The sequence below is a fragment of the Pseudomonas mercuritolerans genome (assembly GCF_025706525.1).
In the GTDB taxonomy this organism is placed as follows: Bacteria; Pseudomonadota; Gammaproteobacteria; order Pseudomonadales; family Pseudomonadaceae; genus Aquipseudomonas; species Aquipseudomonas mercuritolerans.
This window is the reverse complement of the sequence record NZ_JAMSHA010000002.1, coordinates 671482-692079: the sequence shown is the minus strand read 5'-3', so window position 1 is coordinate 692079 and position 20598 is coordinate 671482. Positions and strand designations below refer to the sequence as shown.

The window sequence follows — 20598 nt, the reverse complement described above, 5'->3', positions numbered from 1 at the left end:
TTTTGTTCACCAGTTATAGGACACCGTACCGAGCAGCGTGCGATCTTCGCCCCAATAGCAACGGCCGGCATCGTTGCATCCCGACACATATTCCTTGTCGAACAGATTCTTCGCGTTCAGATCGACACTCCAGTGTGTATCAATCTGGTAACCAACAGCCGCATCGACCAACGTCACGTCGCCGGCATCCAGCTTTCCGTATAACGAAGGCGAGGTGTAGGCAAACGCACTGTCGAAATAACGCACACCACCGGCCACATACAAACCTTTCAGATCACCATCGAGGAAGCGATATTTCGCCCAGACCGAAGCCTGATTGCGGGGCACGCCGGTCATTTGATGGCCTTTAACCAGCGATGTCGCTGCATCCTTGGTGATCTTCGCGTCGGTGTAGGTATAGGCCGCCGTGACATTGAGGTTCTGCGTCAGGTTGCTGTTTAGTTCCAGCTCGACGCCCTTGGCGCGGCTTTCACCCACTTGGCGATAGGTCGAAGTCGTTGCATCGAAATAGGTGTCGTCCTTCTTGCGCAGGTCATATACCGAAGCGGTGAACGCGGTGTCCCAGCCGATCGGTTCGTACTTCAAACCCACTTCGTACTGGCTGCTGGTGATCGGATCAAGCGGCGCTCCGGCGTTGGAAATCTGCTGCACCGGCACGAACGCCGTGGAGTAGCTGACATACGGCGTCATGCCGGTGTCGAACTGATACATCACGCCGCCCTGATAGGTGAACTTCTTGTCCTCGGAGCTGATGTTGCTGCCTCGGGCCACCTTGTCGCGGAAGTCACTGTCGACCCAGTCCTGGCGACCGCCGAGCAGAAACAGCCAGTTGTCGTACTTGCTCTGGATCTGTGCATAAACACCTTTCATCTGCTGCTCAAGCAAAGTGTTCTGCACAGCGATCGGAGTGGTCGGATCACGCAGGTAGACCGGGTTATACACATTGATCGGCCCGACAACGCCGGCATTCCAGTCCTGATTGAACGAGGTGCGATCGTAGCTGGCGCCGAACAGCACGGTGTTTTCCAGCTCGCCTGCCTCGAACTTGCCTTCCAGCTGGTTATCCAGCGAATACACCATGGATTTGTTGAAGCGATCGTAGGCGGTCACGTTCAACCGCGTGCCGAAACCGGCGTTGTTCAGATTGCCCGGCCAGGTTTCGTGGCGGGTGATGCGCGACTGCATGTAGCGCGAGTTCTGGCGGAACTGCCAGTCATCGTTGAACGAGTGGCTGAACTCGTAGCCGGTGCTCCAGGTTTCCCGTTCGAAGGTATTCCAGTCCGGGTCACCGAGCATGGTGTCTTTGGATAGCTGGCCGTTGGGATTGCTCAGCAACGTGCCGGCGGCCGGCAGGCCAAGCTCCATGTTGGTGTGGTCTTTCTGATAGTTGGCCAGCAGCGTCAGCGTATTGAAATCGTCGAAATTCAGGGTCAGCGAAGGGGCGATATAAATACGGTCGTCAGGCACGTGATCGGTCTGGGTATCGGATTTGCGCCCCAGCATCACCACGCGTCCGAGAACGTTGCCGCTGTCATTGAGCGGGCCGGAGACATCTACGCCGATTTGCCGGCGATTGTTCGAGCCATAGCCCAGTTGCACTTCACCCTGAGGCGCGGCGGTCGGGCGTTTGCTGACCAGATTGACCAGACCGCCTGGCGCATTTTCGCCATACAGCAGCGAAGACGGGCCACGGAACACCTCGACCCGCTCAAGTCCGTACGGCTCGGTGCTGGTGTCATAGCGATTGCCCTGCACGCGCAGTCCATCGCGCAGCAAACCGTAGCCGTAATCGGTGGCGTTGAAACCACGGATATAGAACAGGTCGCCAGCCAAGCTGTCGCCGGCGGCAAAAGGTGGGGCGAAGATCCCCGGCACGTAGCCGAGTACGTCGGTGAGTGTCTGGGATTTCTGATCCTTGATGCGCTGGCCGGTCACCACAGACACCGAACGCGGAGTTTCCGACAGCGGCGTACTGGTTTTCGTACCGATCCGGCTGTTTTGCGCCTTGTAGCCGACGTCGGCGGCGTAATCGAGGTCCATCGGACTGGCCAACTGCGCATTGATGTTGGTCGGCGCCAGTTCCAGGGAGTCACCGTTGGGCACGTTCTGCAGAATGTAACTGCCGGGTGCTTGTGGCACTGCCTGTAAACCCGAGCCTTGCAGCAGTTGAGCGAATCCTTGTTCGACGCTGTAGTCACCGTTCAACCCGGCACTGCGCAGGCGGCTGGTCTGTTGCGGCGAGAACGACAGAATTACATTGGCGGCAGCGGCGAACTGGCTCAAGGCACTATCCAGCGGGCCGGCGGCAATGGCGAAGCGCTGGGATGTCGACGCCGCGAAGGCGCTGTTGCTGATCACCAGACAGGACGCAGCGCTGGCCATCAATAAGCTGTAGGCAATGCAATGAGGAGAAAAACGCTGACGGAACGTGGGAAGACGCATGTGTGGATTAGCCCTGAAGGTGGCGAAGAGCCGCGTTGATCGCGATTACCTGTAGGGCCGGACCAGGGCGAAAAAAGATAACCCTGTTTGCGATTATTTTTCCCCGGGCCATATTTCAGTCAACGCTGTGGCTGATCGACACCCAGTAACGGCTGAAATAACGCACATTGATCGGCAACGAAGCCTGAAGGTTGGCCAGCACTGCGTCGGTTGAATCGAGCCGGAAAGTCCCGGAGACCCGCAGATCCCGGGCGCTGCGATCACAATGCAATACACCGCTGCGATAGCGGCCCAACTCTTCGAGGACAGTGCCCAAGCGCGCATCGAGTACGATCAACTGGCCGTTGATCCAGGCCACTTCTGATGACTGGAAGGGATGCCTGAGGCCGATATGCCGACTGTCGAAATCCGCGCCTTCGCCTGCGTTCAGGATGAGCGCAGCAGTGGATGACTGCGCAGGTTGGACGCTGACTCGATCCTCCAGCACGCCGACCCGGGTTGAGTTCGGCATCTGATGCACCGAGAACCGGGTGCCCAATGCATGGATCCGCCCGTCACGGGTTTGCACATAGAACGGCCGCTGATCGCCAACCTTGCCGGTTTGGACGAGGATTTCACCGGCACGCAGTTGGATCAGGCGTTGTGCTGCGTCGAAAGAGACATCAATGGCCGAGTCGGTGTTGAGCTGGATCTGGCTGCCATCGGCCAGGCTGATGGTGCGACGCTGACCTACACCGGTTTTATAGTCGGCCCAGACGTTGCCCAGGGATGTGTGTCGTTGAACGTTCCAGCCAACGAAACCTGTTCCCGCTGCGAGCAACAGCAGTTTGAGTACCTGGCGTCTTTGTTGGCCGCTATTGAGCGCACGTCGTTTCAGATCCTGCGGCAGCGTACCGAGGTGGCGCTGCAATTGTTCCATCTGGTTCCACGCCGCCAGATGCGCTGGATCGCTGTCTATCCACAGCTGCCAGGCCTTTTGTTCGGCAAGGCTCGGTGGTTGGGATTGAAACTGCACATACCAGCTGGCTGCAGTTTCGAATACCTGACGGTCTGCAGCGGCGGCCATCATGGTTGCGCCATGATCAGGGCGCATTCAGTCAGGGCGCGAATCATGTGTTTCTTTACCGTGGTCAGCGAAACCTTCAATTGCCCGGCAATCTGTTGATAAGTCAGTCCTTCGACTTGCGAAAGCATGAAGATCTGCCGGGTTCGCGCGCCCAGGCCGGCCAGTGCCTTATCCACAAAAATCAGGGTTTCAATGATCAGTGCTCTGTCTTCTTCGCTGATGACCGTTGCTTGCGGCCGAGCTGCGAGGGCCTGCAGATAAGCGCTTTCAATGGCCCTGCGTCTATAACGATCAATGACCAGCCCGCGCGCAATGGTCGCCAGGTAATCCCGCGGCTCGCGAATATGAGCGGCATTGCGCGCCGCGAGAATTCTCAAAAACGTGTCATGTGCCACATCGGCTGCATCACTGGTGTTGTGCAGCTTGCCCTTGAGCCAGCCATACAGCCACGAGTGGTGTTGCTCGTAGATTTGCTCGATCGCAGCGGTGTGGGCGGGTAGGGACATGGGAGAAACTGGTCAGTTAATGATAATGGCTATTATTAGCCTCTGCTACGTGGTCTCACAATAGCCTTTTCACTTCCTGCCACTGGCTTGCCAAGCGTCACCGATTCTTCGCTGGCGCTTTTTTTCCGCCTGGAAAACGCCTTCCGAGCAAATTTCTGTGGATTAAGCCCTGTGAGTAACTGGTGCTAAGGCCAGTTGATAATAGGGCCTGAAAACTGGATATAACCTGCCCTGTGGATAAGCAGCACTTTAATCCACAGGCTTACACCGGTTATCCAAGGGCCTCATTGTTACCTGGGCACAGGGTTTTGAAACTCTGTACACAGCGTAATATGGGGCTTATAGAGATCTATCCACAGAAACGTGGCTCAGTAAGAATAAACATAAAAACAAAGGTTTTATAAATTTCTCTCTTTTTTATTCTTTTAACCTCGAGTTCTCCACAGCTGGTTAAATTTTGTGCAAAGGGTTCTTTAGAAAGGGCGAAGTCCCTATACTTGCCGACCAGGTCCAGAAACCTGAGCTCAACTATTTCCTGAATGACCTACTTAAGCAGGCACGAGGTGCGTGGTGGATTTCCCTTCCCGTTTTGAAGTGATCGTCATCGGCGGCGGTCATGCCGGTACCGAGGCAGCACTGGCGTCAGCACGCATGGGGGCAAAGACCCTGTTGCTGACGCATAACGTGGAAACCCTCGGTGCCATGAGTTGCAACCCGGCCATCGGTGGCATCGGCAAAAGCCATCTGGTCAAGGAAATCGATGCCCTCGGCGGCGCGATGGCCATGGCTACCGATAAGGGCGGCATCCAGTTTCGCGTGTTGAACAGCCGCAAGGGTCCGGCCGTACGGGCCACCCGTGCGCAAGCCGACCGGATTCTTTACAAGGCAGCTGTCCGCGAAATTCTTGAAAACCAGCCGAACCTGTGGATATTTCAACAGGCTGCTGACGACCTGATCGTCGAGCAGGAGCAAGTCCGTGGTGTGGTTACACAGATGGGTCTGCGCTTCTTCGCCGATTCGGTGGTGTTGACCACCGGTACGTTCCTCGGCGGACTTATCCACATTGGTTTGCAGAATTTCTCCGGCGGTCGCGCCGGCGATCCACCGTCGATTGCTCTCGCCCATCGTTTGCGTGAATTGCCCTTGCGTGTCGGGCGCCTGAAAACCGGCACGCCGCCGCGTATCGATGGCAAGTCTGTGGATTTCTCGGTGATGACCGAGCAGCCGGGCGATACGCCGATCCCGGTGATGTCGTTCATGGGCAACAAGGAACAGCATCCGCGCCAGGTCAGTTGCTGGATCACTCACACCAACGCCCGTACCCACGAAATCATCGCGGCGAACCTCGATCGCTCGCCGATGTACTCGGCTGCCGGTGAAATCGAAGGCGTCGGCCCGCGCTACTGCCCGTCGATCGAAGACAAGATCCACCGCTTTGCCGACAAGGAAAGCCATCAGGTGTTCATCGAACCGGAAGGTCTGACCACCCATGAGCTGTATCCGAATGGAATATCCACAAGCCTGCCGTTCGACGTGCAGTTGCAGATCGTGCAATCGATCCGCGGCATGGAAAACGCGCACATCGTGCGTCCGGGTTATGCGATCGAGTACGACTACTTCGATCCGCGCGACCTGAAGTACAGCCTGGAAACCAAAGTCATCGGCGGTCTGTTCTTCGCCGGGCAGATCAACGGCACCACCGGTTACGAAGAAGCCGGCGCTCAAGGTCTGCTCGCCGGGGCCAACGCTGCGCTGCGTGCCAAGGGCAAAGAAGCCTGGTGTCCGCGCCGCGATGAAGCGTACATCGGCGTTCTGGTCGACGACCTGATCACCCTCGGCACCCAAGAGCCGTACCGCATGTTCACTTCCCGCGCCGAGTACCGCCTGATTCTGCGCGAAGACAATGCCGACCTGCGCCTGACCGAAAAAGGTCGCGAGCTCGGTCTGGTCGATGACGCGCGTTGGGCGGCCTTCTGCAAGAAGCGCGAAAGCATCGAACTGGAAGAGCAGCGCCTGAAAAGCACTTGGGTTCGGCCGAATACCCCGCAGGGCGATGCGATTGCTGACAAGTTCGGCACGCCGCTGACTCACGAATACAACTTGCTCAACCTGTTAAGCCGTCCGGAAATCGATTACGCCGGTCTGGTCGAAGTGACCGGGCAGGGCGCGGAAGATCCGCAGGTCGCCGAGCAGGTTGAGATCAAGACCAAATACGCCGGTTACATCGACCGCCAACAGGACGAAATCGCCCGTCTGCGCGCCAGCGAAGACACGAAATTGCCTGTGGATATCGATTACACCAACATTTCCGGTCTGTCCAAGGAGATCCAGAGCAAACTCGGCGCCACACGTCCCGAAACGCTGGGCCAGGCTTCGCGGATCCCGGGCGTGACCCCGGCAGCGATTTCGCTGTTGATGATTCATTTGAAAAAACGCGGCGCGGGCCGTCAGTTGGAGCAAAGCGCTTGAGTGCCAAGGTCACTTCGCAACACGCCGAAGAGTTATCCACAGGAGCCCGCGAGCTCGGTGTCAATCTCACAGAAACCCAGCATGAATTGCTGCTGGGTTATCTGGCCCTGTTGATCAAATGGAACCAGGCCTACAACCTGACCGCCGTGCGCGATCCAGACGAAATGGTTTCGCGGCACTTGCTCGATAGTCTCAGCGTGATGCCGTTTATCGAAAACGGTCGCTGGCTCGATGTCGGCAGTGGCGGTGGCATGCCTGGTATCCCGCTGGCGATCCTGTACCCGGAATCGCAAGTGACCTGTCTGGACAGCAACGGCAAGAAAACCCGCTTCCTGACGCAGGTCAAACTGGAGCTGAAGCTGGATAACCTGCAAGTTATCCACAGTCGCGTCGAAGCGTTCCAGCCTGCGCAGCCATTCAACGGGATCATTTCCCGGGCGTTCAGCAGCATGGAAAACTTCACCAACTGGACTCGCCACTTGGGCGATGCCGATACACGCTGGCTGGCAATGAAGGGCGTTCATCCGGCCGATGAGCTGGTAGCATTGCCGGCAGATTTCAAACTCGATAGCGAACACGCCCTGGCCGTCCCCGGTTGCCAAGGCCAACGCCATCTGCTGATACTGCGCCGCACGGCATGATTGGGAACACAAGCAAGAATGGCTAAGGTATTCGCGATAGCGAACCAGAAGGGTGGTGTGGGCAAAACCACCACCTGCATCAACCTCGCAGCATCCCTGGTCGCGACCAAGCGCCGGGTGCTGTTGATCGATCTCGATCCACAGGGCAACGCCACCATGGGTAGCGGTGTGGATAAACATGGTCTGGAAAACTCGGTCTACGATCTGCTGATCGGTGAATGCGATCTGGGCCAGGCCATGCACTTCTCCGAGCACGGCGGTTATCAACTGCTGCCGGCCAACCGCGATCTGACCGCGGCCGAAGTGGTGCTGCTGGAGATGCAGATGAAGGAAAGCCGTCTGCGCAGTGCGCTGGCGCCGATCCGTGACAACTACGACTACATTCTGATCGACTGCCCACCGTCGCTGTCGATGCTCACACTCAATGCACTGGTCGCCGCTGACGGGGTGATTATTCCCATGCAGTGCGAATACTTTGCGCTGGAAGGTTTGAGCGACCTTGTGGATAACATCAAGCGCATCGCTGAACTGCTCAATCCGAACCTGAAAGTCGAAGGCCTGCTGCGGACCATGTACGACCCGCGCCTGAGCCTGATGAACGATGTTTCGGCGCAGCTCAAGGAACACTTCGGCGATCAGCTGTACGACACGGTGATCCCGCGCAACATTCGCTTGGCCGAAGCACCGAGCTACGGCATGCCGGCGCTGGCTTACGACAAGCAATCGCGTGGCGCTCTGGCTTATCTGGCTCTGGCGGGCGAGATGGTTCGTCGTCAGCGCAAAAATTCACGCATTGCTGCTGCTCAGCCAACTTAAGGAATCCCCATGGCCGTCAAGAAACGAGGTCTCGGACGTGGACTGGATGCACTGCTGAGTGGTCCGACGGTCAGCGCGCTGGAAGAACAAGCCGCGCAGGCCGACACCCGCGAACTGCAACACCTGCCGCTGGACCTGCTGCAGCGCGGCAAATATCAGCCGCGCCGCGACATGGATCCGCAGGCCCTGGAAGAACTGGCGCAGTCGATCAAGGCCCAGGGCGTGATGCAGCCGATCGTGGTGCGCCCGATCGGCGGCGGTCGCTTCGAGATCATTGCCGGTGAACGCCGCTGGCGCGCCAGTCAGCAGGCCGGGCAGGAAACCATCCCGGCGATGGTCCGCGATGTGCCGGATGAAACCGCGATAGCCATTGCGCTGATTGAGAACATCCAGCGTGAAGACCTCAATCCGATCGAAGAAGCCGTCGCCTTGCAGCGCTTGCAGCAGGAATTCCAGCTGACTCAGCAGCAGGTTGCCGAGGCTGTGGGTAAGTCGCGGGTGACTGTGGCTAACCTGTTGCGACTTATTGCACTGCCCGAAGTGATCAAGACCATGTTGTCGCACGGTGACCTGGAAATGGGTCATGCGCGTGCGTTGCTCGGTCTGCCGGACAATCAGCAGGTCGAAGGGGCGCGACATGTTGTCGCACGAGGGCTGACTGTGCGCCAAACCGAGGCACTGGTTCGTCAGTGGTTGAGTGGCAAACCGGAGCCTGTGGAAGCTGCAAAACCCGACCCGGACATCGCTCGCCTCGAGCAGCGCCTGGCCGAGCGCCTAGGCTCTGCGGTGCAGATTCGCCATGGCAAGAAGGGCAAAGGTCAATTGGTGATTGGTTATAACTCGCTCGACGAGCTTCAAGGTGTGCTCGCACACATCCGCTGAAACATTTCCTCATGTAGCGCGCAGTCGGAAATCACTACCTGACAGTTGAATAGGGGCAGAACCGCCCCTATACTCTGCGCGCATTTTGTCGGCACAAATTATGCCAAGTTATTGAATTTCGGCAGCCGACCATTGGAGAGCAAACGTGATGGAAACCCGCAAGCCAAACCGCCTGCCCTTCCATCGCCTGGCAGTTTTTCCGGTGCTGATGGCTCAATTTGTCGTTTTGCTCATTGCCGCTTTGGCGCTCTGGCAATGGCATGGAGTCGTTGCCGGATACTCGGGACTTTGCGGAGGCCTGATAGCCTTGCTGCCCAATGTTTATTTCGCTCACAGGGCATTTCGGTTTTCCGGCGCCCGAGCAGCCCAGTCCATCGTCCGGTCTTTTTATGCCGGCGAGGCAGGCAAACTTATTTTGACGGCAGTGCTGTTTGCACTGGTGTTCGCAGGTGTGAAGCCACTGGCGCCGATCGCAGTATTCGGCGTGTTCGTGCTGACGCAGTCGGTCAGCTGGTTCGCTCCCCTGCTGATGAGAACAAGACTTTCGAGACCTTAGGGCGTTTGAGGCAACCATGGCAGAGACAACCGCTTCGGGCTATATCCAGCACCACTTGCAGAACCTGACTTTCGGTCAGCTACCCAACGGCGGCTGGGGCTTTGCCCACACCGCAGCAGAGGCCAAGGAAATGGGCTTCTGGGCTTTCCACGTCGATACCCTCGGCTGGTCGGTCGCGCTGGGTCTGATCTTCGTTCTTCTTTTCCGCATGGCGGCAAAGAAAGCGACGTCGGGTCAGCCGGGTGCCTTGCAGAACTTCGTTGAAGTATTGGTCGAATTCGTCGATGGCAGCGTGAAAGACAGCTTCCATGGCCGTAGCCCGGTGATCGCACCGTTGGCACTGACCATCTTCGTCTGGGTGTTCCTGATGAACGCCGTCGACCTGGTACCGGTCGACTGGATTCCTCAACTGGCCATCCTGATTTCCGGCGATGCCCACATCCCGTTCCGCGCCGTGTCGACCACCGACCCGAACGCGACCCTGGGCATGGCGTTCTCGGTTTTCGCACTGATCATTTTCTACAGCATCAAGGTCAAGGGCATCGGCGGCTTCATCGGCGAACTGACCCTGCACCCGTTCGGCAGCAAGAACATCTTCGTTCAGGCCCTGCTGATCCCGGTGAACTTCCTGCTGGAATTCGTCACCCTGATCGCCAAGCCGATCTCTCTGGCTCTGCGTCTGTTCGGCAACATGTATGCCGGCGAGCTGGTGTTCATTCTCATCGCTGTGATGTTCGGCAGCGGCCTGCTCTGGCTCAGCGGCCTGGGCGTTGTTCTGCAGTGGGCGTGGGCTGTATTCCACATCCTGATCATCACCCTGCAGGCGTTCATCTTCATGATGCTGACCATCGTCTACCTGTCGATGGCGCACGAAGAAAACCATTAAGACCAGTCTCGACTAGTCTGATGTTCCTCCCGGTCAAACGGGAGGGAGCTCCTTGCGGGGCAGCTGAAACGATTTGTTTTACCGCTTTAATCTAAAAAACCTAAACCATACGACGTAAAAGTCGGGAGGAAAGATGGAAACTGTAGTTGGTCTAACCGCTATCGCTGTTGCACTGTTGATCGGCCTGGGCGCACTGGGTACCGCAATTGGTTTCGGCCTGCTGGGCGGCAAGTTCCTGGAAGGCGCAGCGCGTCAGCCAGAAATGGTTCCAATGCTGCAAGTGAAAATGTTCATCGTTGCCGGTCTGCTCGACGCCGTAACCATGATCGGTGTTGGTATCGCTCTGTTCTTCACCTTTGCGAACCCGTTCGTTGGTCAGATCGCTGGCTGATTACTCGGATCTTCCGGGTAATTTGGTGTGATGGACAACGTAACTGCGAGGTGTTGGCGTGAACATTAATGCGACCCTGATTGGCCAGTCCGTTGCGTTCCTGATTTTTGTACTGTTCTGCATGAAGTATGTATGGCCTCCGGTCATCGCTGCTCTGCACGAACGTCAAAAGAAGATCGCTGATGGTCTGGACGCTGCCAGCCGTGCAGCTCGCGACCTGGAGTTGGCCCAAGAGAAAGCGGGTCAGCAACTGCGCGAAGCGAAAGCTCAGGCAGCTGAAATCATCGAGCAAGCCAAGAAACGCGGTAACCAGATCGTCGAAGAGGCTGTTGAAAAAGCCCGTATCGACGCTGACCGTGTGAAGGTGCAGGCTCAAGCCGAGATCGAACAGGAACTGAACAGCGTCAAAGACAAGCTGCGTGCCCAAGTGGGCTTGCTGGCTGTTGGCGGCGCCGAGAAGATCCTGGGTGCCACAATCGATCAAAACGCGCACGCAGAGCTGGTTAACCAACTGGCTGCTGAAATCTAAGCGAGGGCGATCATGGCAGAACTGACCACGTTGGCCCGACCTTACGCTAAGGCGGCCTTCGAGCACGCTCAGGCCCACCAGCAACTGGCCAATTGGTCAGCCATGCTCGGCCTGGCAGCAGCGGTGTCGCAAGACGACACCCTGCAGCGCGTGCTCAAGGCCCCGCGACTGACGAGCGCAGAAAAGGCCGCCACGTTCATTGACGTGTGCGGCGACAAGTTTGATGAAAAGGCACGCAATTTCATCAACGTCGTTGCCGAGAACGACCGTCTCCTGCTTCTGCCGGAGATCGCCGCTCTGTTCGACCTGTACAAGGCCGAACAAGAGAAATCGGTAGACGTTGAAGTAACCAGTGCATTTGCATTGAACCAAGAACAGCAAGACAAACTCGCCAAGGTTCTCAGTGCACGACTCAACCGGGAAGTGCGCCTGCAAGTTGCGGAGGACGCTGCCTTGATTGGTGGTGTCGTGATCCGCGCCGGCGACCTGGTTATCGATGGCTCGATTCGCGGCAAAATCGCGAAACTTGCCGAAGCATTGAAATCTTGAGTTTGAAGGGGCAGCAGAGCAATGCAGCAACTCAATCCTTCCGAAATAAGTGAAATTATCAAGGGCCGCATCGACAAGCTCGATGTGACCTCCCAAGCCCGTAACGAAGGCACTGTCGTCAGCGTATCTGACGGCATCGTGCGGATTCACGGTCTGGCCGACGTCATGTACGGCGAGATGATCGAGTTTCCGGGCGGCGTCTACGGTATGGCCCTCAACCTGGAGCAGGACTCCGTAGGTGCCGTGGTATTGGGCTCCTACCAGTCGCTGGCTGAAGGCATGAGCGCCAAGTGCACCGGCCGCATCCTCGAAGTTCCTGTTGGTAAGGAATTGCTGGGCCGCGTAGTCGATGCTCTGGGTAACCCTGTTGACGGTAAAGGTCCACTGGGCAACACCGAGACCGACGCGGTCGAGAAAGTTGCTCCAGGCGTGATCTGGCGTAAGTCGGTAGACCAGCCTGTACAGACTGGCTACAAGGCTGTCGATGCCATGATCCCTGTCGGCCGTGGCCAGCGTGAGCTGATCATCGGTGACCGTCAGATCGGTAAGACCGCTCTGGCGATCGACGCGATCATCAACCAGAAAGACAGCGGCATTTTCTGCGTCTACGTAGCCATCGGTCAGAAGCAATCGACCATCGCCAACGTGGTTCGCAAGCTGGAAGAAAACGGCGCCCTGGCCAACACGATCATCGTGGCTGCCAGTGCTTCGGAATCTCCTGCGCTGCAATTCCTGGCACCGTACTCCGGTTGCACCATGGGTGAATTCTTCCGCGACCGCGGTGAAGACGCGCTGATCGTTTATGACGATCTGTCCAAGCAGGCAGTGGCTTACCGCCAGATCTCCCTGCTGCTGCGCCGTCCACCAGGCCGTGAAGCTTACCCAGGCGACGTGTTCTATCTCCACTCTCGTCTGCTGGAGCGCGCATCCCGCGTTTCGGAAGAATACGTAGAGAAGTTCACCAACGGCGCAGTGACCGGCAAAACCGGTTCCCTGACCGCACTGCCGATCATCGAAACCCAGGCTGGCGACGTTTCCGCGTTCGTTCCGACCAACGTGATTTCCATCACCGACGGTCAGATCTTCCTGGAATCGGCCATGTTCAACTCGGGCATCCGCCCGGCAGTGAACGCCGGTGTTTCGGTATCCCGTGTGGGTGGTGCCGCTCAGACCAAGATCATCAAGAAGCTCTCCGGTGGTATCCGTACCGCTCTGGCTCAGTACCGTGAACTGGCGGCATTCGCCCAGTTCGCTTCTGACCTGGACGAAGCGACCCGCAAGCAACTTGAGCATGGTCAGCGCGTTACCGAGCTGATGAAGCAGAAGCAATACGCACCAATGTCGATCGCTGACATGGCGCTGTCGCTGTATGCCGCTGAGCGTGGGTTCCTGACTGACATTGAAATCGCCAAGGTCGGCAGCTTCGAACAAGCGCTGATCGCTTTCTTCAACCGCGATCACGCCGATTTGATGGCCAAGATCAACGTTAAAGGTGACTTCAATGACGAAATCGACGCTGGCATGAAAGCCGGTATCGAGAAGTTCAAGGCCACCCAAACCTGGTAAGCCGCAGCGGGAGCCGCGAGGCTCCCGCTTGCTAACCTGATAGGTGTTACATGGCAGGCGCAAAAGAGATTCGCAGTAAGATTGCGAGCATCAAAAGCACGCAAAAGATTACCAGCGCCATGGAAAAAGTGGCGGTCAGCAAAATGCGCAAGGCACAAATGCGCATGGCTGCTAGCCGTCCTTATGCGGAGCGTATCCGCCAGGTAATTGGGCATCTGGCCAACGCCAACCCGGAATACCGCCACCCGTTCATGATCGACCGCGAAATCAAGCGCGTCGGTTATGTCGTCGTGAGCAGTGACCGTGGTCTGTGCGGCGGCTTGAACACCAACCTGTTCAAGGCCCTGGTCAAGGACATGGCGGTAAACCGCGAAAACGGCGTCGAGATTGATCTGTGTGTAGTCGGTAGCAAGGGTGCGGCCTTTTTCCGCAACTTCGGCGGTAACGTCGTTGCAGCTATCAGCCACCTGGGTGAAGAGCCGTCGATCAATGATCTGATCGGCAGCGTCAAGGTGATGCTGGATGCCTACCTGGACGGCCGTATCGATCGCCTGTCCGTGGTGTCCAACAAGTTCATCAACACCATGACGCAACAGCCTACCGTGGAGCAGTTGATTCCACTGGTGGCAACCCCGGATCAGGATCTCAAGCACCACTGGGACTATCTCTACGAACCGGACGCCAAAGAGCTGCTTGACGGCTTGATGGTCCGTTACGTCGAGTCGCAGGTCTACCAGGCGGTGGTCGAGAACAACGCGGCTGAACAGGCTGCGCGGATGATCGCGATGAAGAACGCTACCGACAACGCCGGTGATTTGATCAGCGATTTGCAGCTGATCTACAACAAGGCGCGTCAGGCTGCGATCACCCAAGAGATCTCGGAAATCGTCGGCGGCGCTGCCGCGGTTTAACGGTTCAAATATTCAGAGGATCCAGCTATGAGTAGCGGACGTATCGTTCAAATCATCGGCGCCGTTATCGACGTGGAATTTCCACGCGACAGCGTACCGAGCATCTACAACGCGCTGACTGTACAAAGCGCGGCCGCAACCACCCTGGAAGTTCAGCAGCAGCTGGGCGACGGCGTGGTGCGTACCATTGCGATGGGTTCCACCGAGGGCTTGAAGCGCGGTCTGGAAGTCACCGACTCTGGCGCAGCCATCTCCGTACCGGTCGGTAAAGCGACCCTGGGCCGGATCATGGACGTCCTCGGTAACCCGATCGACGAAGCTGGCCCGATCGACACCGAAGAGCGCTGGGGCATTCACCGCGCAGCACCTTCGTTCGCCGAGCAAGCAGGCGGCAACGACCTGCTGGAAACCGGCATCAAGGTTATCGACTTGGTCTGCCCGTTCGCCAAGGGCGGTAAAGTCGGTCTGTTCGGTGGTGCCGGTGTAGGCAAAACCGTAAACATGATGGAACTGATCCGTAACATCGCCATCGAGCACAGCGGTTATTCCGTGTTCGCAGGTGTGGGTGAGCGTACTCGTGAGGGTAACGACTTCTACCACGAGATGAAGGACTCCAACGTTCTGGACAAAGTGGCACTGGTTTACGGTCAGATGAACGAGCCGCCGGGAAACCGTCTGCGCGTAGCACTGACCGGCCTGACCATGGCCGAGAAGTTCCGTGACGAAGGTAACGACGTTCTGCTGTTCGTCGACAACATCTATCGTTACACCCTGGCCGGTACTGAAGTATCCGCACTGCTGGGCCGTATGCCTTCGGCAGTAGGTTACCAGCCGACCCTGGCTGAAGAGATGGGCGTTCTGCAGGAACGTATCACTTCGACCAAGGAAGGTTCGATCACCTCGATCCAAGCGGTATACGTACCTGCGGACGACTTGACCGACCCGTCGCCAGCGACCACTTTCGCCCACTTGGACGCCACCGTCGTTCTGTCCCGTGACATCGCTTCCCTGGGTATCTACCCAGCGGTAGATCCACTGGATTCGACTTCGCGTCAGCTGGACCCGAACGTGATCGGCCAGGACCACTACGACACCGCTCGCGGCGTTCAGTATGTTCTGCAGCGTTACAAAGAGCTGAAAGACATCATCGCGATCCTGGGTATGGACGAGCTGTCGGAAGCCGACAAACAGTTGGTTAACCGTGCTCGTAAAATCCAGCGCTTCTTGTCGCAGCCGTTCTTCGTGGCTGAAGTCTTCACCGGTGCTTCGGGTAAATACGTTTCCTTGAAAGACACCATTGCTGGCTTCAAAGGCATCCTCAACGGTGACTACGACCACCTGCCAGAACAAGCGTTCTACATGGTTGGCGGCATCGAAGAAGCGATCGAGAAAGCCAAGAAACTGTAATCCCGGCGCCCGGCAACGGGCGCTAATTTAGGTTGAGGCAATCAGATGGCTATGACAGTCCATTGCGATATCGTCAGCGCGGAAGGGGAAATCTTTTCCGGCCTGGTCGAGATGGTGATTGCGCACGGTGCACTGGGTGATCTTGGTATCGCTCTGGGTCACGCGCCGCTGATCACTAATCTCAAGCCGGGTCCGATCCGCCTGATCAAGCAAGGCGGGGAAGCCGAGGTGTTCTACATCTCCGGTGGTTTCCTCGAGGTTCAGCCGAACATGGTCAAGGTACTTGCCGATACCGTGCAACGTGCCGCCGACCTGGATGAAGCTCAGGCTCAGGCAGCTCTCAAGGCTGCCGAGAATGCCCTGAACGAAAAAGGCGCGGACTTCGATTACGGCGCCGCTGCCACTCGTCTGGCCGAGGCTGCAGCCCAGCTGCGCACCGTCCAGCAGATCCGCAAGAAGTTTGGCGGTTAATCCGCCAGCCGCTTGTTGTGCGATTGATAAAAAAGGGTAGCCTCGGCTACCCTTTTTTCTTTTCCGAATTCCCACAACCCGGTCGCAGTTGCTGACCACCCAGGATTGGTAGCCAGTCATGTCTCTCGAAATCGTTATCCTCGCGGCCGGTCAAGGCACTCGCATGCGCTCGGCGCTGCCCAAGGTGCTGCACCCGATTGCCGGCAACTCCATGCTCGGCCATGTTATCCACAGCGCTCGGCAACTTGATCCACAACGCATTCACGTGGTGATCGGTCACGGTGCCGATGTGGTGCGTGAGCGGCTGGCAGCTGATGACCTGAATTTCGTGTTGCAGGACAAGCAACTGGGCACTGGCCACGCCACCGCCCAGGCGGTGCCGTTCATTGAAGCCGACACCGTGCTGATTCTTTACGGTGATGTGCCGCTGATCGAAGTCGAAACCCTGCAACGTCTGCTCAAGCATGTCGTACCGGGCCAGATGGGTTTGCTCACTGTCGAGCTGGATGACCCGACCGGTTACGGCCGCATCGTGCGTGATGCTGACGGCAAGGTCGCGGCAATCGTCGAGCACAAGGACGCCAGCGAAGCGCAACGTGCGATCACCGAAGGCAACACCGGCATCCTCGCTGTGCCGGCCGATCGTCTGGCTGACTGGATGAGTCGCCTCTCGAACAATAACGCGCAGGGCGAGTACTACCTCACCGACGTGATCGAAATGGCGGTCAGCGATGGTTTGGTCGTGGCTACCGAACAACCGCACGACCCGATGGAAGTGCAGGGCGCAAATGATCGCAAGCAGCTCTCTGAACTGGAGCGTCATTACCAGTTGCGCGCCGGCCGTCGCCTGATGGCTCAAGGCGTTACCCTGCGCGACCCTGCGCGTTTCGATGTGCGTGGCGAAGTCAGCGTCGGCCGCGATGTGCTGATCGACATCAACGTGATCCTCGAAGGCAAGGTGATCATTGAAGACGACGTACAGATCGGCCCGAACTGCGTGATCAAGGACAGCACCCTGCGCAAAGGCGTGGTGATCAAGGCCAACAGTCATATCGAAGGTGCCATTCTCGGTGAGGGCAGCGACGCTGGTCCTTTCGCGCGTCTGCGTCCAGGCACTGTGCTCGAGGCTCGCGCTCATGTGGGCAACTTCGTTGAGCTGAAAAATGCGCACATGGGCGAAGGTGCAAAGGCTGGCCACCTGACCTACCTGGGCGATGCCGAAATCGGTGCACGCACCAACATCGGCGCCGGCACCATCACCTGCAACTACGATGGCGCCAACAAGTGGAAGACGGTGTTGGGCGCTGATGTATTCATCGGTTCCAACAATTCGCTGGTTGCCCCTGTGGATATCTCCAACGGTGCGACGACCGCAGCCGGCTCGACCATCACCCAGAATGTGGATAACGCCCAATTGGCGGTTGGCCGAGCGCGACAGAAGAATATCGACGGCTGGAAGCGCCCGGAAAAGATCAACAAATCCTGACTTATCCACACCACCCCTGTAGGAGTGAGCCTGCTCGCGAATGCTGTATCTCAGTGACATATCCAGTCACTGACTCCCCTTTCGCGAACACGCTCGCTCCCCACACAGCTCAACCTTTCTGAATTTTTCTCCCTGCGTCTTGACGGCAACCTTTCGATAGAGTTTCATTGCTTACGTTATCTTTCGAATCGAAACTTAAGCCGCCATGTCCAAGCGCAATACGCCCCAGCGTCGTCATAACATCCTCGCCTTGCTCAACGAGCAGGGCGAAGTCAGTGTCGATGAGCTGGCCAAGCGCTTTGAAACTTCCGAAGTTACGATTCGCAAGGATCTCGCGGCGCTGGAAACCCATGGTCTGTTGCTGCGTCGTTACGGCGGTGCGATCACCATGCCGCAAGAGCTGGTCGCGGAAACAGCGCAGAGTATTTCCAAGTACAAGCAGGCAATCGCCCGCGCGGCGGTCAAACGCATCCGCGAGCACGCGCGCATCATCATCGACAGCGGCAGCACCACCGCCGCGATGATTCCCGAACTGGGCCAGCAACCGGGCCTGGTGGTGATGACCAATTCCTTGCACGTTGCCAATGCCTTGAGCGAACTGGAACACGAGCCAGTGCTGCTGATGACCGGCGGTACTTGGGATCCACACTCGGAATCCTTTCAGGGCCAGGTCGCCGAGCAAGTACTACGCTCTTACGACTTCGACCAACTGTTCATCGGCGCCGACGGCATCGACCTGGTGCGCGGCACCACCACCTTCAATGAACTGCTCGGCCTCAGCCGGGTGATGGCCGACGTTGCACGAGAAGTCATCGTTATGGTCGAGGCCGACAAGATCGGTCGCAAGATTCCCAACCTGGAGCTGCCCTGGAGCAGCATCCATACCCTCATTACCGATGATCGCCTGTCTGTCGAGGCACGCGATCAGCTTCAGGCCCGCGGGATCACCTTGATCTGTGCGGCTGTCAGTCAGGAGAAATAACCATGTGTGGCATTGTCGGCGCAGTAGCTGAACGTAATATCACCGCCATCCTTCTCGAAGGCCTGAAGCGCCTCGAATACCGCGGCTATGACAGCGCCGGTGTGGCGGTCTATACCAATGAAGAAACCCTGGAGCGCATGCGCCGTCCGGGCAAGGTCAGCGAACTGGAAACCGCATTGGCCGAACAGCCGCTGGCCGGTCGTCTCGGTATTGCCCACACTCGTTGGGCCACCCATGGCGCGCCCTGCGAACGCAATGCCCACCCGCATTTTTCCGGCGACATTGCGGTGGTGCACAACGGCATCATCGAGAACCACGAAGCCCTGCGCGAGCAACTCAAAGCATTGGGCTATGCGTTCAGTTCGGACACCGACACCGAAGTCATCGCCCACCTGCTGACCCACAAGCTCAAGGAACAACCGGACCTGACTGCCGCGCTCAAAGCGACCGTCAAGGAACTGCACGGCGCCTATGGTCTGGCGGTGATCAATGCCCGGCAACCGGATCGTCTGGTTGCCGCGCGCAGTGGCAGTCCATTGGTGATCGGCCTCGGTCTGGGCGAAAACTTCCTCGCCTCCGACCAGTTGGCCCTGCGTCAGGTCACTGACCGTTTCATGTACCTGGAAGAAGGCGATATCGCTGAAATCCGTCGCGACAGCGTGCAGATCTGGGACGTAAACGGCAACGCTGTCGAGCGCCAGACCGTGCAGTACACCGACGGTGCCGAAGCCGCCGACAAGGGCGAGTTCCGCCACTACATGCTCAAGGAAATCCACGAACAACCGGCCGTGGTCCAACGCACCCTCGAAGGTCGCCTGGGCAACAATCAAGTGCTGGTTGAGGCCTTCGGTCCGCAAGCCGCCGAGCTGTTCGCCAAAGTGCGCAATGTGCAGATCGTCGCCTGTGGCACCAGTTATCACGCCGGTATGGTCGCGCGCTACTGGCTCGAAGAACTGGCCGGTATTCCGTGCCAGGTCGAAGTCGCCAGCGAATTCCGTTACCGCAAAGTGGTGGTGCAGCCAGACACGCTGTTCGTGACCATTTCGCAATCCGGCGAAACCGCTGACACCCTCGCCGCGTTGCGCAATGCCAAGGAGCTGGGCTTCCTCGCCAGCCTGGCGATCTGCAACGTCGGTATCAGCTCGCTCGTGCGGGAGTCCGACCTGACCCTGCTGACCCAGGCCGGCCGCGAAATCGGCGTGGCCTCGACCAAAGCCTTCACCACGCAACTGGTCGGCCTGTTGCTGCTGACCCTGTCGCTGGGTCAGGTGCGCGGCACTCTGGCCAACGGCGTTGAAGCCACGCTGGTCGAAGAGCTGCGTCGTCTGCCGACCCGTCTCGGCGAAGCGCTGGCGATGGACAGCACCGTGGAAAAGATCGCCGAGCTGTTTGCCGAGAAAAACCACACCCTGTTCCTCGGCCGTGGCGCGCAATTCCCGGTGGCGATGGAAGGTGCCTTGAAACTCAAGGAAATCTCCTACATCCACGCCGAAGCCTACCCGGCTGGTGAGCTGAAACACGGTCCGCTGGCACTTGTGGATAACGATATGCCGGTGGTGACCGTCGCGCCGAACAACGAACTGCTGGAGAAGCTCAAGTCCAACTTGCAGGAAGTCCGCGCTCGCGGCGGCGAGTTGATCGTGTTCGCGGATGAGAAGGCTGCGATGACCAACGGCGAAGGTACCCACGTGGTGCAAATGCCGCACATCCACGACATTCTCTCGCCGATCCTTTATACGATCCCGTTGCAACTGTTGTCGTACTACGTCGCCGTGCTCAAGGGCACCGACGTCGATCAACCGCGCAACCTGGCGAAATCGGTGACCGTGGAATAAGTTATCCACAGTTAATCTACTCTTGATCGTAAATATTAAAGTCTGTCTCTGAGTATTAAAGTCTGTCTCGCTTGGAGCCTTTGGGGGCTCCGAGCAGAGATCCCTCTACTGCCCCCTCTGGTGCCTCGAAATATTGGGTACTCCTCCTTGCTGCTCACCATCCAACCGCACGAGTCTCTCCGCTCCTTCATCGAAAGGCATTTTTAC

Annotated in this window: 19 protein-coding genes; 16 read left to right on the top strand and 3 right to left on the bottom strand. The window is 57.9% G+C overall.

Going from position 1 to position 20598, the window contains the following annotated elements; all coding sequences use genetic code 11:
• Positions 1-6 precede the first annotated feature (6 nt).
• From ND528_RS07915 to ND528_RS07905, 3 genes are all read right to left on the bottom strand, one after another.
• Positions 7-2442 (bottom strand): TonB-dependent siderophore receptor, encoded by a 2436-nt coding sequence (locus ND528_RS07915; RefSeq protein ID WP_263470042.1) that lies wholly within the window; start codon positions 2440-2442, stop codon positions 7-9.
• A gap of 115 nt (positions 2443-2557) precedes the next feature.
• Positions 2558-3508: a FecR domain-containing protein gene (locus tag ND528_RS07910; RefSeq protein ID WP_263470095.1), complete on the bottom strand. Its 951-nt coding sequence runs from the start codon at positions 3506-3508 to the stop codon at positions 2558-2560.
• Complete coding sequence (locus tag ND528_RS07905; RefSeq protein WP_263470041.1) at positions 3508-4014, bottom strand: sigma-70 family RNA polymerase sigma factor; 507 nt, start codon at positions 4012-4014, stop codon at positions 3508-3510. Before ND528_RS07905 ends, ND528_RS07910 begins: the two co-directional genes overlap by 1 nt.
• 570 nt (positions 4015-4584) lie before the next feature.
• On the opposite strand from ND528_RS07905, the gene mnmG reads away from it, so the two are divergent.
• From mnmG to glmS, 16 genes are all read left to right on the top strand, one after another.
• The gene (mnmG, locus tag ND528_RS07900; protein ID WP_130900233.1) at positions 4585-6483 is read left to right on the top strand and encodes a tRNA uridine-5-carboxymethylaminomethyl(34) synthesis enzyme MnmG; all 1899 of its coding nucleotides are present in this window, start codon (positions 4585-4587) and stop codon (positions 6481-6483) included.
• Positions 6480-7124 (top strand): 16S rRNA (guanine(527)-N(7))-methyltransferase RsmG, encoded by a 645-nt coding sequence (gene rsmG / locus ND528_RS07895; protein ID WP_263470040.1) that lies wholly within the window; start codon positions 6480-6482, stop codon positions 7122-7124. Before mnmG ends, rsmG begins: the two co-directional genes overlap by 4 nt.
• Positions 7125-7142: 18 nt before the next feature.
• Positions 7143-7940: a ParA family protein gene (locus tag ND528_RS07890; protein ID WP_016772400.1), complete on the top strand. Its 798-nt coding sequence runs from the start codon at positions 7143-7145 to the stop codon at positions 7938-7940.
• A gap of 9 nt (positions 7941-7949) precedes the next feature.
• Complete coding sequence (locus tag ND528_RS07885; RefSeq protein WP_007960777.1) at positions 7950-8822, top strand: ParB/RepB/Spo0J family partition protein; 873 nt, start codon at positions 7950-7952, stop codon at positions 8820-8822.
• 148 nt (positions 8823-8970) lie between these two features.
• Positions 8971-9378 carry a F0F1 ATP synthase subunit I gene (locus ND528_RS07880; RefSeq protein ID WP_090287824.1) on the top strand — a complete coding sequence of 136 codons (408 nt, stop codon included), beginning with the start codon at positions 8971-8973 and terminating at the stop codon, positions 9376-9378.
• Between the two features lie 16 nt (positions 9379-9394).
• Positions 9395-10264 carry a F0F1 ATP synthase subunit A gene (gene atpB / locus ND528_RS07875; protein ID WP_016772402.1) on the top strand — a complete coding sequence of 290 codons (870 nt, stop codon included), beginning with the start codon at positions 9395-9397 and terminating at the stop codon, positions 10262-10264.
• Positions 10265-10397: 133 nt separating this feature from the next.
• Complete coding sequence (gene atpE, locus ND528_RS07870) at positions 10398-10655, top strand: F0F1 ATP synthase subunit C (protein ID WP_003097235.1); 258 nt, start codon at positions 10398-10400, stop codon at positions 10653-10655.
• A 58-nt stretch (positions 10656-10713) separates the two neighbouring features.
• A complete protein-coding gene (locus ND528_RS07865) occupies positions 10714-11184 on the top strand; it encodes a F0F1 ATP synthase subunit B (protein ID WP_016772403.1) in 471 nt (156 codons plus the stop codon).
• A gap of 12 nt (positions 11185-11196) precedes the next feature.
• A complete protein-coding gene (locus ND528_RS07860; RefSeq protein ID WP_016772404.1) occupies positions 11197-11733 on the top strand; it encodes a F0F1 ATP synthase subunit delta in 537 nt (178 codons plus the stop codon).
• Positions 11734-11754: 21 nt separating this feature from the next.
• On the top strand, positions 11755-13299 hold the full coding sequence (atpA, locus tag ND528_RS07855; protein ID WP_016772405.1) for a F0F1 ATP synthase subunit alpha: 1545 nt from the start codon (positions 11755-11757) through the stop codon (positions 13297-13299).
• A 50-nt stretch (positions 13300-13349) separates the two neighbouring features.
• Positions 13350-14210 carry a F0F1 ATP synthase subunit gamma gene (atpG, locus tag ND528_RS07850; RefSeq protein ID WP_007911960.1) on the top strand — a complete coding sequence of 287 codons (861 nt, stop codon included), beginning with the start codon at positions 13350-13352 and terminating at the stop codon, positions 14208-14210.
• A gap of 27 nt (positions 14211-14237) precedes the next feature.
• Entirely contained in the window at positions 14238-15617 is a 1380-nt protein-coding gene (gene atpD, locus ND528_RS07845) for a F0F1 ATP synthase subunit beta (RefSeq protein WP_016772406.1), read from the top strand.
• A gap of 45 nt (positions 15618-15662) precedes the next feature.
• On the top strand, positions 15663-16088 hold the full coding sequence (locus ND528_RS07840; protein ID WP_016772407.1) for a F0F1 ATP synthase subunit epsilon: 426 nt from the start codon (positions 15663-15665) through the stop codon (positions 16086-16088).
• Positions 16089-16206: 118 nt separating this feature from the next.
• The gene (gene glmU / locus ND528_RS07835; RefSeq protein ID WP_263470039.1) at positions 16207-17574 is read left to right on the top strand and encodes a bifunctional UDP-N-acetylglucosamine diphosphorylase/glucosamine-1-phosphate N-acetyltransferase GlmU; all 1368 of its coding nucleotides are present in this window, start codon (positions 16207-16209) and stop codon (positions 17572-17574) included.
• A gap of 205 nt (positions 17575-17779) precedes the next feature.
• On the top strand, positions 17780-18556 hold the full coding sequence (locus ND528_RS07830; RefSeq protein ID WP_016772409.1) for a DeoR/GlpR family DNA-binding transcription regulator: 777 nt from the start codon (positions 17780-17782) through the stop codon (positions 18554-18556).
• Between the two features lie 2 nt (positions 18557-18558).
• Positions 18559-20391, top strand: coding sequence for a glutamine--fructose-6-phosphate transaminase (isomerizing) (glmS, locus tag ND528_RS07825; RefSeq protein WP_263470038.1), 1833 nt, complete (start codon positions 18559-18561; stop codon positions 20389-20391).
• Positions 20392-20598: the final 207 nt, after the last annotated feature.

Bases quoted from the DNA above. Each gene is read 5' to 3' on its own strand.
- ND528_RS07915 (WP_263470042.1), bottom strand. From the start codon at position 2,442: ATGCGTCTTCCCACGTTCCGTCAGCGTTTTTCTCCTCATTGCATTGCC.
- ND528_RS07910 (WP_263470095.1), bottom strand. From the start codon at position 3,508: ATGGCCGCCGCTGCAGACCGTCAGGTATTCGAAACTGCAGCCAGCTGG.
- ND528_RS07905 (WP_263470041.1), bottom strand. From the start codon at position 4,014: ATGTCCCTACCCGCCCACACCGCTGCGATCGAGCAAATCTACGAGCAA.
- ND528_RS07890 (WP_016772400.1), top strand. From the start codon at position 7,143: ATGGCTAAGGTATTCGCGATAGCGAACCAGAAGGGTGGTGTGGGCAAA.
- ND528_RS07885 (WP_007960777.1), top strand. From the start codon at position 7,950: ATGGCCGTCAAGAAACGAGGTCTCGGACGTGGACTGGATGCACTGCTG.
- ND528_RS07880 (WP_090287824.1), top strand. From the start codon at position 8,971: ATGGAAACCCGCAAGCCAAACCGCCTGCCCTTCCATCGCCTGGCAGTT.
- atpB (WP_016772402.1), top strand. From the start codon at position 9,395: ATGGCAGAGACAACCGCTTCGGGCTATATCCAGCACCACTTGCAGAAC.
- atpE (WP_003097235.1), top strand. From the start codon at position 10,398: ATGGAAACTGTAGTTGGTCTAACCGCTATCGCTGTTGCACTGTTGATC.
- ND528_RS07860 (WP_016772404.1), top strand. From the start codon at position 11,197: ATGGCAGAACTGACCACGTTGGCCCGACCTTACGCTAAGGCGGCCTTC.
- atpA (WP_016772405.1), top strand. From the start codon at position 11,755: ATGCAGCAACTCAATCCTTCCGAAATAAGTGAAATTATCAAGGGCCGC.
- atpG (WP_007911960.1), top strand. From the start codon at position 13,350: ATGGCAGGCGCAAAAGAGATTCGCAGTAAGATTGCGAGCATCAAAAGC.
- atpD (WP_016772406.1), top strand. From the start codon at position 14,238: ATGAGTAGCGGACGTATCGTTCAAATCATCGGCGCCGTTATCGACGTG.
- ND528_RS07840 (WP_016772407.1), top strand. From the start codon at position 15,663: ATGGCTATGACAGTCCATTGCGATATCGTCAGCGCGGAAGGGGAAATC.
- glmU (WP_263470039.1), top strand. From the start codon at position 16,207: ATGTCTCTCGAAATCGTTATCCTCGCGGCCGGTCAAGGCACTCGCATG.
- ND528_RS07830 (WP_016772409.1), top strand. From the start codon at position 17,780: ATGTCCAAGCGCAATACGCCCCAGCGTCGTCATAACATCCTCGCCTTG.
- glmS (WP_263470038.1), top strand. From the start codon at position 18,559: ATGTGTGGCATTGTCGGCGCAGTAGCTGAACGTAATATCACCGCCATC.